Below are 14,496 nucleotides of genomic sequence, written 5' to 3'. Positions count from 1 at the left end.
GAACGCCCCTTGCGGGCACACGGCAGCCGCACTATACTGTGCATATATACAGTATCATGCGATGCCGGCGTGCGACGCGACAGCCTGGGGCGGTTTGCCACCGAATTTACTACCGAGACTCTTATGCCCGTCGATACACCCGCCGAACAGCCAGCCGCGCACTCGCCAGCCCCGGGCGAACGCTTCAACCTGGGCGCCAAGACCATCGCCCTGGTCGTGCGCCAGAATACGGATGGCATTGCCGAACCCGTGAAAAGCATCGTCGATTTCCTGCAAGTGCTGGGCCACACGGTGGTCTTTGAGGCGGAGACGGCGGCGCATCTGAACCTGGCGTTTCCCGGTGTGCGCGCCATGTCGCCGGCCGAGATCGGCGCCGCCGCCGATTGCGCCATCGTCATGGGTGGCGACGGCACCATGCTGGGCATTGCGCGCCAGCTGGCGCCATTCGACGTACCCTTGATCGGCATCAATCAAGGACGTTTGGGTTTCATGACCGATATCCCGCTCGAGCGCATGCTGCCCGTGCTGGCGCAAATTCTCGGTGGCCGCTTCAAGGCCGAACGCCGTACCTTGCTTGAAGGCAGCGTGCTGCGCGACGGCGAGTCGATTCACGTGGGCATGGCCGTCAACGATGTCGTCGTCTCGCGCGGCGCCGGTGCCGGCATGGCCGAATTGCGCGTCGAGGTCGATGGCCACTTCATGTACAACCAGCGTTCGGATGGCTTGATCATTTCCACGCCCACGGGCTCGACCGCGTATTCGCTGTCGGCCGGCGGCCCATTGCTGCACCCGACCCTGGGCGGCATCGTGCTCGTGCCGATCGCCCCGCATGCGTTGTCGAACCGTCCCATCGTCCTGCCCGACTCCAGCCAGATCGTCGTGGAAATCGTGCGCGGGCGCGATATCAGCGTCAATTTCGACATGCAGACCTTTGCCAGCCTGGTGCAGCAAGACCGCATCCTCATCCGCCGTTCGCCGCATACGATTACCTTCCTGCATCCGGAAGGGTGGAGTTACTACAACACCCTGCGTGAAAAGTTGCACTGGAATGAGTACCCGTCGGGCGAGGGCAAGCTCAGCTAACTAGTTTTCTCTACGTCAACCCGCGGTGCGCCGCCTAACCACAGAAGCCATGCTCCATACACTGTCCATCCGCGATTTTGTCATTGTCGATACCATTGAACTGGAATTTTCCGCCGGCTTCAGCGTGCTGACGGGCGAGACGGGCGCCGGCAAGTCCATCCTCATCGATGCGCTGACTCTGGCGCTGGGCGGGCGCGGCGACGCCAGCGTGGTGCGCGAAGGTGCGGCCAAGGCCGACATCACGGCCGATTTCTCCGTCAGCGAAGTGGCGCAGGCCTGGCTGGTGGCGCATGAATTCGCCAACGACGATGGCGGCGCCCTGTTGCGCCGCGTGATCGACAATGCGGGCCGCTCGAAGGCATATATCAACGGCATCCCCGCCACGGCCGCGCAGCTGCGCGAACTGGGCGACATGCTGGTCGACATCCACGGCCAGCACGCGCACCAGTCCCTGCTGAAAAGCGAAGCGCAGCGTGCCTTGCTCGATGGCCAGGCGACGGCGCGCGAAGCGGGCGCGGAACAGGATGCGCGGCAAGTGGCGGCGCTGCACAAGCGCTGGCGCGCCCTCGTGCGCCAGCGCGAAGAATTCGAAACCAACGCCGCCAACGTGCTGTACGAGCGCGAACGCCTGGAATGGCAAGTGGGAGAACTGGAAAAGCTGGCCGCCAAGCCCGGTGAATGGACGGACATCACGAACGAGCACAGCCGCCTGTCGCATGCGGCCAGCCTGCTGGAAGGGGCGCAGGAAGCCCTGTCGACTATTTCCGAGTCGGAAGACCACCCGATCGTGTCGCAACTGTCGGCCCTGAACCAGAAGCTGGGCAAGCTCGTCTCCGTCGACGCGGAATTGCAGCCGATTGTCGACCTGATCGAATCGTCGCGCATCCAGCTGCAGGAATCCGTGTATGCGCTGAACAATTACCTGGACCGGGTCGAGCTGGACCCGGAGCGCCTGCACCAGCTCGACGCTCGCATGGAAGCCATGCACAGCACGGCCCGCAAATTCCGCGTCACGCCGGAAGAATTACCCGAGGAACATGCGAAGCTGTCGGAAAAGCTGCAGCACCTGGCCGACGCTTCCGACATCGAAGGCTTGCTGCGCCAGGAAGCGAAGATCGAGGCCGAGTACCGCAGCGTGGCCGAGCGCTTGTCCGACACGCGCCGCGCCGCCGCCCTGGAACTGGGGCACGCCGTCACGCGTGCCATGCAGGAACTGAGCATGACGGGCGGCAGCTTTGAAATCGCTCTGCACCCGTGCGAGCCGGCCGCGCATGGCCTGGAGCAAGTGGAGTTTCTCGTCGCCGGTCATGCGGGTACGGCGCCCCGCTCGCTGGCGAAAGTCGCGTCCGGCGGCGAACTGGCGCGCATCGCGCTGGCCATCTCCGTCATCACCTCGCACGCCACCACCACGCCGACCCTGATCTTCGACGAGGTCGACAGCGGCATCGGCGGCGCCGTCGCCGAAGTGGTGGGACGGCTGCTGAAACGCCTGGGGCAGGGACGGCAAGTGCTGTGCGTGACCCACTTGCCGCAAGTGGCCAGCCAGGCGAATCAGCATTTCCAGGTGGCAAAAAGCACCCTGGACAATGGCAAGACGGCGTCGCGCATCGACATGCTCGACGCCAAGGCCAGGGTGGAAGAAGTGGCGCGCATGCTGGGCGGCCTGGAAATCACGGCCACCACGCGCAAGCATGCACGCGAGTTGCTGGCTATCTAGTACACCTAACCAAACCTACTGCGCGTCGTGGGTCGCGGCCTGCGATGCTCGCTGCCTCGGCGGCCCCATGCTTCGCACAGCTCCGCTTCTCGGGCCAACGGGGGCGCCGAGCCTCGCTGCCGCTCGCTACGGTTTTGTTAGGCGTTGTTAGCGTAAACCGGTCTGGCGAGAATAGCAGTTAGCCTTATGCCGTTCCTTTCCATCTTTCCCGATGTTGACGCAATGTAACTATAATGGTCGGCTAATCCATCCAACGCCTTCGAAGAGCCTTCATGTCATTTCAAACAGAACCTCCGTACACGCATGGCAGTATCGACCGCAGCGCCGTGGTGCTGGTCAACCTGGGCACGCCCGATGCGCCGACGTCGTCGGCCGTGCGGCGCTACCTGAAGCAATTTTTGTCGGATCCCCGCGTGGTGGAGATTCCCCGCATCGTCTGGTGGTTCATTTTGAACCTGATCATTTTGCCCTTCCGCTCCGGCCAGTCGGCCAAGAAATACGCGTCGATCTGGACGCGCGAAGGTTCGCCGCTGAAAGTGCATACGCAAAAGCAAGCCAAGTTGCTGGCCGGCGCCCTGGCCGAGCGGGGTCACGACGGCGTGACGGTGGCCATGGCCATGCGCTACGGTTCGCCTTCCTTGCCCGAGGTGCTGGCCAGGCTGAAAAGCGAAGGCTGCGAGCGCATCGCCATCCTGCCTGCCTATCCGCAATACTCGGGCACGACGACGGGTTCCATCTACGACGCCGTGTTTGCCCATTACGCCAACGTGCGCAATGTGCCGGAATTGCGCTTTATCAAGCAGTATCACGAGCACGACACGTATATCGACGCCTTGCGCGACTCAGTGCTGAACCACTGGGAAGCGCATGGCCGTCCGGAAAAACTGGTGATGAGTTTTCATGGCGTGCCCAAGCGCACCCTGCTGCTGGGCGATCCCTACCACTGCCAATGCCTGAAAACGGCGCGCCTGCTGGCGGAAAAGTTAAAATTAAGTAAAGAGCAATACGTGGTGACTTTCCAGTCGCGCTTTGGCAAAGCCGAATGGCTGCAGCCGTACACGGCGCCCACCCTCGTGGCGCTGGCGCAACAGGGCGTCAAGCGCGTCGACCTGCTGTGTCCCGGCTTTACCAGCGATTGCCTGGAAACGCTGGAGGAGATCGCCATGGAAGCCAAGCATGATTTTGAAACGGCCGGCGGCCAGCAGTTTCACTACATCGCTTGCTTGAACGAAACACCCGCCTGGATCGCAGGCATGGCGGAAATTGCGGAACAGCACATGATTGGCTGGCCGACGATGAAGACGGTACCGCAGCGCGAAGCGGACAGGAAAGCGGGCGAGCAGGCGCGCACGGCGGCACTGGCGCTGGGCGCGACCAACTGACAACTGCATTTTTCGCCATCTAAAAGCCGCGCTTGCGCGGCTTTGTCATGTCTGGCGCAGCCAAGGGGCTTTCCAAATAGCAACACCGCCAGTGGCGATGGCCGCGGCGGGGCTGGTAGAATGCCCGCTTTGCCATGGGAAGCCTGGAAAATCAAGGGGGCGCGCGCACGGATCGCTGGCCGAAATGGGTGGCGTTTTGTAATAAGCTGTAACATGGATCGCTGTAATCCTGGTTTTGCCACGGATACCCCTTGAAACAATAGGATATAGCCCCATCTGCCCGTTAGTGTTGTAAAGATAGTTAGACTAACTCATTTAAGTCATTGATTGTAGGAGCTTTTCAGATGCAAGATCAGGAAAACCAAGCTGTACCTAATCCGCAAGCGGACGCCGCGGCGACTGCCCCATCGACTCCCGCAGAGCCTACTTTGGAAGAGCAGCTGGCGAGTACCGAAGCGCGTCTTGCAGAGATGCACGATGCCTTCATGCGCGCCAAGGCCGATGGTGAAAATATCCGCCGCCGCGCGCAGGAAGATGTTGCTAAAGCGCATAAATTCGCAGTGGAAAGCTTTGCCGAAGCCATGGTGCCGGTGAAAGACAGCCTGGAAACGGCGCTGACGGTGGAAGCACCGACCATCGAATCGCTGAAAGAAGGCGTCGAGATGACCCTGAAGCAACTGAACGCCGCGTTCGAGCGCAACCGCCTGGTGGAAGTGTTGCCAGTGCAGGGCGAGAAGCTCGATCCGATGAAACACCAGGCTGTTGCCGTGGTGCCAGCAGAGCAGGAAGCCAATACCATTGTGTCAGTCCTGCAAAAGGGCTATATGATTGCGGACCGCCTGCTCCGTCCAGCCATTGTCACGACCGCGCAAGCAAAATAATCAGAGGGCGGCATCAAGCAAGCCTTGAAACCATGCCGCTTTGCCACATATAAGAACCATCTGAAATCTAGCAAATAAAAGGAAATAAATCATGGGTAGAATTATCGGTATCGATCTGGGAACCACGAATTCCTGCGTTTCCATCATGGAAAACGGTCAACCAAAGGTAATCGAAAACGCTGAAGGCGCACGCACGACGCCGTCGATTATTGCTTATCAAGAAGATGGCGAAATTCTCGTCGGCGCGCCAGCGAAACGCCAGGCCGTGACCAATCCGAAAAACACGCTGTACGCAGTCAAGCGTCTGATCGGTCGCAAGTTCGACGAAAAAGAAGTCCAAAAAGACATCGCGCTGATGCCGTATCAAATCATGAAAGCCGACAACGGCGATGCATGGATCGGCGTACGCGACAAAAAACTGGCGCCGCCGCAAATTTCGGCTGAAGTGCTGCGCAAGATGAAGAAAACGGCAGAAGACTACCTCGGTGAAGAAGTCACCGAAGCCGTCATCACCGTGCCTGCGTACTTCAACGATTCGCAGCGCCAAGCCACCAAGGATGCCGGCCGTATCGCTGGCCTGGACGTCAAGCGCATCATCAACGAGCCAACCGCGGCAGCGCTGGCGTTCGGCCTGGACAAGACCGAAAAAGGCGACCGTAAAATCGCCGTGTATGACTTGGGTGGCGGTACGTTCGACGTGTCGATCATCGAAATCGCAGATGTTGATGGCGAGAAACAATTTGAAGTGCTGTCGACCAACGGCGACACCTTCCTGGGCGGCGAAGACTTCGACCAGCGCGTCATCGATTACATCATCGACGAGTTCAAGAAGATCAACGGCATCGACCTGAAAAAAGATCCGATCGCCCTGCAGCGCATCAAGGCTTCGGCCGAGCGCGCGAAGATCGAATTGTCGTCGTCGCAGCAAACCGAGATCAACGAGCCGTACATCGCCATGGCGAACGGCGCACCGGTCCACTTGAACCTGAAGATGACCCGCGCCAAGCTGGAATCGCTGGTGGAAGAGCTGATCACGGCCACGATGGAACCATGCCGCATCGCTATCAAAGATGCTGGCGTGAAAGTGTCGGACATCGATGACATCATCCTGGTCGGCGGTATGACGCGTATGCCGAAGGTGCAGGAAAAAGTGAAGGAATTCTTCGGCAAGGATCCACGCAAGGACGTGAACCCGGACGAAGCCGTCGCCGTGGGCGCAGCGATTCAAGGTTCGGTCCTATCGGGCGAACGCAAGGACTTGCTGTTGCTGGACGTTACTCCTCTGTCCCTGGGTATCGAAACCCTGGGCGGCGTGATGACCAAGATGATCCACAAAAACACGACGATTCCGACCAAGTTCAGCCAGGTCTTCTCGACGGCCGACGACAACCAGCCTGCGGTGACCATCAAGGTCTTCCAGGGTGAGCGTGAAATCGCCGCCGGCAACAAGGGTCTGGGCGAATTCAATCTGGAAGGCATCCCGCCAGCATCGCGCGGCACGCCACAGATCGAAGTGACCTTCGACATCGACGCCAACGGCATCTTGCATGTCGGCGCGAAAGACAAGGCTACCGGCAAGGAAAACAAGATCACGATCAAGGCCAATTCCGGCTTGACCGAGGCTGAAATCCAGAAGATGGTGAAAGACGCCGAGTTGAACGCGGAAGAAGACAAGAAGGTCAAAGAATTGGCCGAGTCGCGCAACCAGGCCGATGCTCTGGTACACTCGACCCGGAAATCCTTGACCGAATACGGCGACAAGCTGGATGCGGGCGAGAAAGAGAAGATCGAAGCGGCGATCACCGACCTGGAAGCAAGCATCAAGGCGGGCGACAAGGCTGAGATCGACGCCAAGGTGGAAGCACTGTCGAGCGCATCGCAGAAACTGGGCGAAAAAATGTATGCCGACATGCAAGCGCAGCAAGCTGCCGGCGGCGCGGAAGGTGCACAGCAAGCTGCTGGCGCATCGGACGCAGGCGCCAAGCAAGACGACGTTGTTGACGCTGACTTCAAAGAAGTCAAAGACAGCAAGTAATTGTCTTGCGCTCCCATGAACTGGGGGCAGCCGGGCTGAACGCTACATCGCGGGATTAGCCGCGAAGACCGGCCGAGCCGAGTCGTTGCCCAGTGCAGCACTCGACTCGGCTTTTTCGTGTAATTTTTACATCAGTAGATAGACTGCAAGGTGCCGACAACATGGCAAAGCGTGATTTTTACGAGACACTCGGTGTCGCAAAAAATGCTTCGGAAGAAGAGATCAAAAAGTCTTACCGTAAACTGGCGATGAAATACCATCCGGACCGCAATCCGGATAGCAAGGAATCGGAAGAAAAGTTTAAGGAAGTCAAAGAAGCCTACGAGATGCTGACCAATCCGGAAAAGCGCGATGCGTATGACCGTTATGGTCACGCTGGCGTGGACCCGAACATGGGCGGCGGTGGCGGCTTCGGCGGCGGTGCTGGCGGCTTTGCCGACAGCTTCGGCGATATCTTCGGCGACATCTTTGGCGGTGGCGGTGGACGCAGCCGCAATGCGGGGCCACAGGTGTACCGTGGCGCCGACTTGCGCTACAACCTGGAAATTACACTGGAGCAAGCTGCTCACGGCTTCGACACGACCATCCGCGTGCCTAGCTGGGACAAGTGCGACACTTGCCACGGCAGCGGCGCCAAGCCGGGTACCTCGCCAACCACCTGCGGTACCTGCGGTGGCCACGGCCAGGTGCGTATGCAGCAAGGTTTCTTCAGCATCCAGCAAACCTGCCCGAAATGCCATGGCAGCGGCAAGGTCATCACCGACCCGTGCACGCCATGCGGCGGCGCCGGTCGCATCAAGCGCAACAAGACCCTGGAAGTGAAAATTCCAGTCGGTATCGACAACGGCATGCGTATCCGTTCGTCCGGCAACGGCGAACCGGGCACGAATGGCGGTCCGTCGGGCGACCTGTATGTGGAAATCCACATCAAGCCGCACGCCGTGTTCCAGCGCGAAGGCGACGACCTGCATTGCGAAATGCCGATCTCGTTCACCAAGGCGGCACTGGGCGGCGAAATCGAAGTGCCTACCCTGAACGGCAAAGTGTCGTTCACGATCCCGGAAGGTACCCAGTCGGGCAAGACCTTCCGCCTGAAAGGCAAGGGCATCAAGGGCGTGCGCTCCGGTTACGCGGGCGACCTGTTCTGCCACGTGGCCATCGAAACGCCGGTGAAACTGACGGAAAAACAGAAAGACCTGCTGCGCGACTTTGAAAAGTCGACGACCGAGGGCGGTGCCAAGCACAGTCCGCAAAGCAAGACCTGGAAAGACAAGGTCAAGGATTTTTTTGAGTAAGCACACGTAATACCATGCGCCGGGATGCTCACACATCCCGGCGTTTTTTTCACCACGACTGAGAAATGTGCGCGCATCGCCGGCCTATGGGCGCGATCTGCCGCCAATTCAGTCGTATGCACACAATGGGAGCGATATGACCGAACAGAAAAATGGCCCGGCCCTGGCGGAACTGCTGCAGCGTAACCGCCGCTGGGCCGACTCGATGGTGGCGAAAGACCCGAACTTCTTCAAGAACCTGGAAGCGCAAACGTCGCCCGAATACCTGTGGATCGGCTGTTCCGACAGCCGCGTGCCCGCCAACGAACTGCTGGGCATGGCGCCTGGCGACGTGTTTGTGCACCGTAATATCGCCAATGTGGTCGTGCATTCCGACCTCAATTGCCTGTCCGTCCTGCAATTTGCCGTGGACGTGCTGAAAGTCAAACATATCATCATCGTCGGCCATTACGGCTGCAAGGGCGTGCATGCGGCCATGACGGGCACGCGCATCGGCCTGGTCGACAACTGGCTGCGCCACGTCCAGGACGTGGGCCAGAAACACGAGCGCTACCTGGGCGACGTGCTGACGAGCCGCCAGCGTGGCGACCGCCTGTGCGAGCTGAACGTGGTCGAACAAGTCTTGAACGTGTGCCAGACCACCGTCGTGCAAGATGCGTGGGAACGGGGCCAGGAACTCAGCGTCCATGGCTGGGTCTATGGCTTGAAGGATGGCTTGCTGAACGACCTGGAAGTGACCGTCACGGCTGGCCACGAGCTGGCGCCGCGCATGGCGACCCGCCTGGCCCGCTACGAAGCAATAGCGTAAGCAAGCAATGCGGGCGCGGCGCTAAGGTGCCGCGCCTTCCAGGCGGCCCAGGTAGTCGGCCGCCTCCCGCACGCCCTCCTGCGCCGCCTGGCGCAGCCAGGTTCTGGCCTGGGGAATGTCCTGCGGCGTGCCCCGGCCTTCGGCCAGCGCCACGCCATAGTGGTAGCGCGCCAGCCGCGCATAGGCGGCATCGTCATTCGTATGCGCGCCGCGCCGCATCAGCGCCGTCGCCTGCGCCAGGTCCTTAGTCACGCCGATGCCCGTTTCATACAGCTGGGCCAGCCAAATCATCGAGTACACATCGTTCCAGCGCCGGATGCAATCTTCAAAGATGGCGACGGCGGCCGCATGGTCGCCCGTCTTGTCGGCCGCATAGCCGTACAAACACTTGATGCGCTTGTCGCTGTGCACATAGGCTTTGTAGCTGAGATCACTTTCACCCTGGCTATCCTGGGCGTGGATGGAAGCAGGGAACAGCAAGGCGAGCAGCAGGGCGTAGGTGGACATGGCTTTCCTGGACGATGGTTAAAGCTTGGTAGATAAGCAAGTTGCGTGCTAGCGCCATTTCCGGGCAAAGCCGGTGCTGCCGTGCCATTGCGTGACAGCCTGTGTTGCAATCTGGCGCAACGCGCCGCGCATATCCATATAGTAAATGCTTCGTTTGCAAGCAAGGCTGGCCGGCATACAGTGGACTTCCCCTGACTCTAGTCGAGTTCCCATGTCGGCCGTCCTGAAACCCGTGCAGTCCACCAGCCACTTCCGTATCGAGACTTTCGATGCGCCCCTGGGCGCGCAAGTGTTGGGGCTGGATCTGGCGCAGCCGCTGTCGCTGGGCGATTTCCAGCGCCTGCACCACGCCCATCTCGACCATCACGTGCTGGTGTTCCGCGACCAGCGCATCACGCCGCAGCAGCAAGTCGATTTCAGCCGCCGCTTCGGCCCCTTGCAAATCCACGTGCTGCGCCAGTTCCAGCTGCCCACGCAAGCGGAAGTGCTGATCATCTCGAACATCGTCGAAAACGGCCAGCCCATCGGCCTGGGCGACGCTGGCCATTTCTGGCATTCCGACTTGTCGTACAAGGAAGTGCCCAGCCTCGGCTCCATGCTGCATGCGCAAGAGTTGCCGGACGAGGGCGGCGATACCGTGTTTGCGAACATGCACCTGGCCTGGGAAAGCTTGCCGGCCGCGCTGCGCCACGCCGTGCGCGGCGCCCGTGCCGAGCACAGCTACCTGAGCCAGTATGAAGAATTGCGCCGCCGCAACCCATGGCGCCCCGCCCTGACGCAGGCGCAGATCGATGAAGTCAAACCCGTGACCCATCCCGTCGTGCGCGTGCATCCGGAAACGGGACGGCGCGCCCTGTTCGTCAGCGAACACTTCACCACGCGCATTGTCGGCTTGCCCGACGACGAAAGCCGCGCCCTGCTCGACGAACTGTTTGCCCACAGCGTGCGCCCGGAGCACCTGTATGTGCACCGCTGGCAGCCGCACGACCTGGTGTTCTGGGACAACCGTTCGCTGATGCACCTGGCGACGGGCTGTCCGCCCGACCAGCGCCGCAAGCTCTACCGCACTACCATCGAAGGCGATGCGCCGTACTGATTTTTTGACTGTTGATCTGACTCAAGGAGTGTCCATGTTGCCGATCTTTACCTTTTCCCGCCGCCTGCTCGCCACCATTGCCCTGCTGTGCATGGCCATGCCCATGGCCCGGGCCGAAGGTCAGATCCGCATCGCGGGCCAGCACGGCATCACCTTCTTGCTGCTCAATATTGCGCAGGAACAAAAGCTGATCGAAAAGCATGGCAAGCAGCAGGGCGTCGATGTGAAAGTCGAGTGGATCACCCTGTCTGGCGGCCCGGCCATCAATGACGCTTTGTTGTCCGGCAATATCGATATCGCGGGGGCTGGGCTGGGTCCGCTGTTGACCATCTGGGACCGGACGAAAGGCCGGCAGAACGTGCGCGGCGTGGCTTCGCTCGGCAATTTCCCCTACTACTTGGTCAGCAATAATCCCAAGGTGAAAACGCTGGCGGACTTGACGGACAAGGACCGCATCGCCTTGCCGGCCGTGTCAGTCTCCGTGCAGGCGTGCATCCTGCAGATGGCGGTGGCAAAGCAGTGGGGCGATAAGGAATTCGCCCGCCTCGATAAAATCACGCAAACCCTGCCGCACCCGGATGCGGCCGCCGCCATCATCGCCGGCGGCACGGAGCTGACCGGCCACTTCGGCAATTCACCGTTCCAGGAGCAGGAACTGGCGCAGAACCCGAACGCCCACATCATCCTGAACTCGTATGACGTGCAGGGCGGACCCAGCTCGTCGACCCTGCTGTATGCGACGGAAAAGTACCGCAAGGACAATCCCAAGACTTACCGCGCCTTCATCGCCGCGCTGGCGGAAGCGGCGCAGTATGCGAGCAGCAACCCGCAAGGCGCGGCCGACATCTATATCAAGGTGAATAAAAGCAAAGTGGACCGCAATCTGCTGCTGAAAATCTTTGCCAACCCGCAAGTGCAATTCAAGATCGCGCCGCAAAACACCTATGGCCTGGCGCAATTCCTGCACCGCGTGAGCGCCATCCGCAACCTGCCCGACAACTGGCGCGATTACTTCTTTGACGACCCCGCCATCACGCAGGGAGGCTGATGTGAACGCACCCGCTTTTCATCTGGTACGTCCCCCTGTCACCTTGCAGCCCTTGCTGAGCGTCAAACATGTCAGCCTGGAATACCGCACCGAGCAGCGCACCGTGCGCGCCACGCATGACGTCAGTTTCGACGTGTTCCGCGGCGACCGTTTCGTGCTGCTGGGGCCATCCGGCTGCGGCAAGTCGTCATTGCTGAAAGCCGTGGCCGGTTTCATCGCGCCGCGCGCGGGCAGCATCGCCATGCAGGGGCAGCCGATTCATAAGCCGGGGCCGGACCGTGTCGTCGTGTTCCAGGAATTCGACCAGTTGCCGCCATGGAAAACGGTGCTGGAAAACGTCATGTTCCCCTTGCTGGCCAGCAAGCGGCTGGACAAGGTGGCGGCCCGCGAGCGTGCCCATCACTGGATCGCCAAGGTGGGCCTGGCCGGCTTCGAGGATGCCCATCCGCATACCTTGTCGGGCGGCATGAAGCAGCGCGTGGCCATCGCCCGCGCCCTGGCCATGCAGCCGGAAGTGCTGCTGATGGACGAGCCGTTTGCCGCCCTCGATGCCTTGACGCGGCGCAAGATGCAGGAAGAGCTGAGCCGATTGTGGGAAGAGCTGCGCTTTACGCTTGTCTTCGTCACGCATTCGATCGAGGAGGCCTTGGTCGTGGGCAATCGCATCCTGCTGCTGTCGCCCCATCCGGGCAGGGTGCGCGCCGAGCTCAACAGCCATCAGTTCGGTCTCCACAGCGCGGGCAGCGTGGAATTCCAGGCCGCCAGCAGCCGCATCCACGGCTTGCTGTTCGATGAGGAAGTGGTTCCTGTCCCGCAAGCGGACGTGGCACACAGGGAGGCCGTATGAGCGCGCTGCTGGAACCGCCCATCCGCCAGGAGTTCGTGTATGCGGCGCCGCCGCCGGCCGGCGTTACGGTCGAGCAGCCGCTGTCGCGCTGGCAGCGTGTGAGCCAGCACGCGCTGTGGCGCAAAGCTTTCATTTTGCTCAGCCTGGCGCTGCTGTGGGAAGGCGCGGCGCGCTGGACGCAGAACGATTTATTGCTGCCCAGCTTTCTGCAGACGGCGCAGGCGTTTATCGGCGGCATCGCCAGTGGTGAATTGCTCACGCGCACAGCCGCGTCCCTGGCCGTGTTGCTGCAGGGCTATGCCGTGGGCGTGCTGGCCGCCTTCGTGCTGACCTTGCTGGCCGTGTCCAGCCGCATCGGCCGCGACGTGCTGGAAACCCTGACGGCCATGCTCAATCCCTTGCCGGCCATCGCCCTGCTGCCGCTGGCCTTGTTGTGGTTCGGCCTGGGCCGCGCCAGCCTGATCTTTGTCATCGTCCATTCCGTGATGTGGCCGCTGGCCCTGAACACGTATGCGGGCTTCCAGGGCGTGCCCGAGACCCTGCGCATGGCGGGCCGCAATTATGGCTTGAACGGCTTGCGCCTGGTGCTGCACATCCTCGTGCCGGGCGCCTTGCCGTCCATCGTCTCGGGGTTGAAGATAGGCTGGGCGTTTGCCTGGCGCACCCTGATCGCGGCCGAGCTGGTGTTCGGCACCACCTCGGGGCAAGGTGGCCTGGGCTGGTACATCTTCCAGAACCGCAACGAGCTGTACACGGACAAGGTGTTCGCCGGCCTGGCGGCCGTCATCGTCATCGGCTTGCTGGTGGAAAACATCGGCTTTCGCACTTTGGAGCGCGTCACCTTGAAACGCTGGGGCATGCAACGATAGTTATTTCAGCATGCTGCGCGCCGCCGCGATGATTTGCCGCGACAGTTGCTCCATGCGCGGCGACTGCACTTTCCACGTGTGCCAGTACAGGGCCACGTCGGCCGGGGTCTTGGGCGTGAGCATTTCCACCAGCTCGCCATCCGTGTTCGCCTTCAATAACAGCTCGGGCACCATGCCGTAGCCGAGGCCATAGCGGATGGCATTGAAGTGCGAGGTGGCGCCCGGCACGTAATGGCAGGGGTAAGCCCCTTCGGGCAGCCCCAGCGCTTCTTGCAGGAACGACGATTGCAAGGTGTCCTTGCGCGTGTAGGCGACGACGGGCGCCGTGCGCGCCGCCTTGCGCGTCAGGCCGTGCGCGAACCACTGCTGGCGAAACGCGGGCGTGGCCACCAGCCAGTAGCGCATCACGCCCAGCGGCTCGGCCGTGCAGCCGCGCATGGGTTTGGCTTCCGTGCTGATGCAGCCGATCGCCATGCCCGTCTCCAGCAAGGTGTACGTGTGGTCCTGGTCTTCCACGGTCAGGTCCAGCAGCACGCGCTCGCGTATCAGCACCTCGGACAGGGCGGGGAAGAACCAGGTGCCCATCGAATCCGCATTCAGCGCCAGCACCAGGGTCAGCGGGGCATCCTGCTGCACCGCCAGTTCCGCCTGCAAGTCCGCTTCCAGCAGCTTGGCGCGCTTCAGATACTGCATCAGGCGTTGGCCCATGCGCGTGGCGCGCGCGGGACGGCTGCGCACGATCAAGGCATTGCCCAGCTGGCTTTCCAGCGCCCGCACCCTTTGCGAAATGGCGGGCGACGTCAGATGCAGCCGCAGCGCCGCCTGCTCGAAGCTGCCCGTTTCGACGACGGCGCGGAACGCTTCCGTGTGCTTGGGATTGAGATCCATGGTCAATGCCTTACATAAGAAAAATTTATCAATACTAAAT

At 61.2% G+C, this 14,496-nt stretch carries 13 protein-coding genes; 11 read left to right on the top strand and 2 right to left on the bottom strand.

Annotation, left to right across the window (positions count from 1 at the left end):
• Positions 1-123: 123 nt before the first annotated feature.
• The 7 genes from CSQ91_RS18450 (at position 124) to can (ending at position 9,201) form a co-directional block, all read left to right on the top strand.
• On the top strand, positions 124-1,083 hold the full coding sequence (locus CSQ91_RS18450) for an NAD kinase (RefSeq protein WP_225317433.1): 960 nt from the start codon (positions 124-126) through the stop codon (positions 1,081-1,083).
• 49 nt (positions 1,084-1,132) lie between these two features.
• Entirely contained in the window at positions 1,133-2,800 is a 1,668-nt protein-coding gene (recN, locus tag CSQ91_RS18445; protein WP_092607376.1) for a DNA repair protein RecN, read from the top strand.
• A gap of 272 nt (positions 2,801-3,072) precedes the next feature.
• Positions 3,073-4,182 carry a ferrochelatase gene (hemH, locus tag CSQ91_RS18440; RefSeq protein WP_070281706.1) on the top strand — a complete coding sequence of 370 codons (1,110 nt, stop codon included), beginning with the start codon at positions 3,073-3,075 and terminating at the stop codon, positions 4,180-4,182.
• 344 nt (positions 4,183-4,526) lie between these two features.
• Positions 4,527-5,063 (top strand): nucleotide exchange factor GrpE, encoded by a 537-nt coding sequence (gene grpE, locus CSQ91_RS18435; RefSeq protein ID WP_034788734.1) that lies wholly within the window; start codon positions 4,527-4,529, stop codon positions 5,061-5,063.
• 91 nt (positions 5,064-5,154) lie between these two features.
• A complete protein-coding gene (dnaK, locus tag CSQ91_RS18430) occupies positions 5,155-7,098 on the top strand; it encodes a molecular chaperone DnaK (RefSeq protein WP_034745982.1) in 1,944 nt (647 codons plus the stop codon).
• A 161-nt stretch (positions 7,099-7,259) separates the two neighbouring features.
• Complete coding sequence (gene dnaJ, locus CSQ91_RS18425) at positions 7,260-8,393, top strand: molecular chaperone DnaJ (protein ID WP_034745985.1); 1,134 nt, start codon at positions 7,260-7,262, stop codon at positions 8,391-8,393.
• 136 nt (positions 8,394-8,529) lie between these two features.
• Positions 8,530-9,201 (top strand): carbonate dehydratase, encoded by a 672-nt coding sequence (gene can / locus CSQ91_RS18420; protein ID WP_034788731.1) that lies wholly within the window; start codon positions 8,530-8,532, stop codon positions 9,199-9,201.
• A gap of 21 nt (positions 9,202-9,222) precedes the next feature.
• On the opposite strand, the gene CSQ91_RS18415 is transcribed toward can, so the two are convergent.
• Positions 9,223-9,708, bottom strand: coding sequence for a tetratricopeptide repeat protein (locus tag CSQ91_RS18415; RefSeq protein ID WP_099389171.1), 486 nt, complete (start codon positions 9,706-9,708; stop codon positions 9,223-9,225).
• 211 nt (positions 9,709-9,919) lie between these two features.
• Between CSQ91_RS18415 and CSQ91_RS18410 the strand changes: the two genes are divergently transcribed.
• Genes CSQ91_RS18410 through CSQ91_RS18395 form a run of 4 tightly spaced genes read left to right on the top strand, consistent with a single transcriptional unit; the run spans position 9,920 to position 13,568 of the window.
• On the top strand, positions 9,920-10,804 hold the full coding sequence (locus CSQ91_RS18410; RefSeq protein ID WP_070254678.1) for a TauD/TfdA dioxygenase family protein: 885 nt from the start codon (positions 9,920-9,922) through the stop codon (positions 10,802-10,804).
• Positions 10,805-10,838: 34 nt separating this feature from the next.
• Positions 10,839-11,852, top strand: a complete 1,014-nt coding sequence (locus CSQ91_RS18405; protein WP_099389170.1) for an ABC transporter substrate-binding protein — start codon at positions 10,839-10,841, stop codon at positions 11,850-11,852.
• A 1-nt stretch (position 11,853) separates the two neighbouring features.
• On the top strand, positions 11,854-12,699 hold the full coding sequence (locus CSQ91_RS18400; RefSeq protein WP_099389169.1) for an ABC transporter ATP-binding protein: 846 nt from the start codon (positions 11,854-11,856) through the stop codon (positions 12,697-12,699).
• Positions 12,696-13,568 (top strand): ABC transporter permease, encoded by an 873-nt coding sequence (locus tag CSQ91_RS18395; RefSeq protein WP_099389168.1) that lies wholly within the window; start codon positions 12,696-12,698, stop codon positions 13,566-13,568. Before CSQ91_RS18400 ends, CSQ91_RS18395 begins: the two co-directional genes overlap by 4 nt.
• Here the strand turns inward: CSQ91_RS18395 and CSQ91_RS18390 are convergent, their stop codons facing one another.
• Complete coding sequence (locus tag CSQ91_RS18390) at positions 13,569-14,462, bottom strand: HTH-type transcriptional regulator ArgP (RefSeq protein WP_208672440.1); 894 nt, start codon at positions 14,460-14,462, stop codon at positions 13,569-13,571.
• Between the last annotated feature and the right edge of the window lie 34 nt (positions 14,463-14,496).

It is taken from the genome of Janthinobacterium sp. BJB301 (genome assembly GCF_002735685.1).
Classification (GTDB): Bacteria; Pseudomonadota; Gammaproteobacteria; order Burkholderiales; family Burkholderiaceae_D; genus Janthinobacterium; species Janthinobacterium lividum.
This window is presented reverse-complemented; position numbering and strand designations above follow the sequence as displayed.

Coding starts and splice junctions, on each gene's coding strand:
- dnaJ (WP_034745985.1), top strand. CDS start 7,260: ATGGCAAAGCGTGATTTTTACGAGACACTCGGTGTCGCAAAAAATGCT.
- CSQ91_RS18415 (WP_099389171.1), bottom strand. CDS start 9,708: ATGTCCACCTACGCCCTGCTGCTCGCCTTGCTGTTCCCTGCTTCCATC.
- hemH (WP_070281706.1), top strand. CDS start 3,073: ATGTCATTTCAAACAGAACCTCCGTACACGCATGGCAGTATCGACCGC.
- CSQ91_RS18410 (WP_070254678.1), top strand. CDS start 9,920: ATGTCGGCCGTCCTGAAACCCGTGCAGTCCACCAGCCACTTCCGTATC.
- grpE (WP_034788734.1), top strand. CDS start 4,527: ATGCAAGATCAGGAAAACCAAGCTGTACCTAATCCGCAAGCGGACGCC.
- can (WP_034788731.1), top strand. CDS start 8,530: ATGACCGAACAGAAAAATGGCCCGGCCCTGGCGGAACTGCTGCAGCGT.
- dnaK (WP_034745982.1), top strand. CDS start 5,155: ATGGGTAGAATTATCGGTATCGATCTGGGAACCACGAATTCCTGCGTT.
- recN (WP_092607376.1), top strand. CDS start 1,133: ATGCTCCATACACTGTCCATCCGCGATTTTGTCATTGTCGATACCATT.
- CSQ91_RS18405 (WP_099389170.1), top strand. CDS start 10,839: ATGTTGCCGATCTTTACCTTTTCCCGCCGCCTGCTCGCCACCATTGCC.
- CSQ91_RS18395 (WP_099389168.1), top strand. CDS start 12,696: ATGAGCGCGCTGCTGGAACCGCCCATCCGCCAGGAGTTCGTGTATGCG.
- CSQ91_RS18450 (WP_225317433.1), top strand. CDS start 124: ATGCCCGTCGATACACCCGCCGAACAGCCAGCCGCGCACTCGCCAGCC.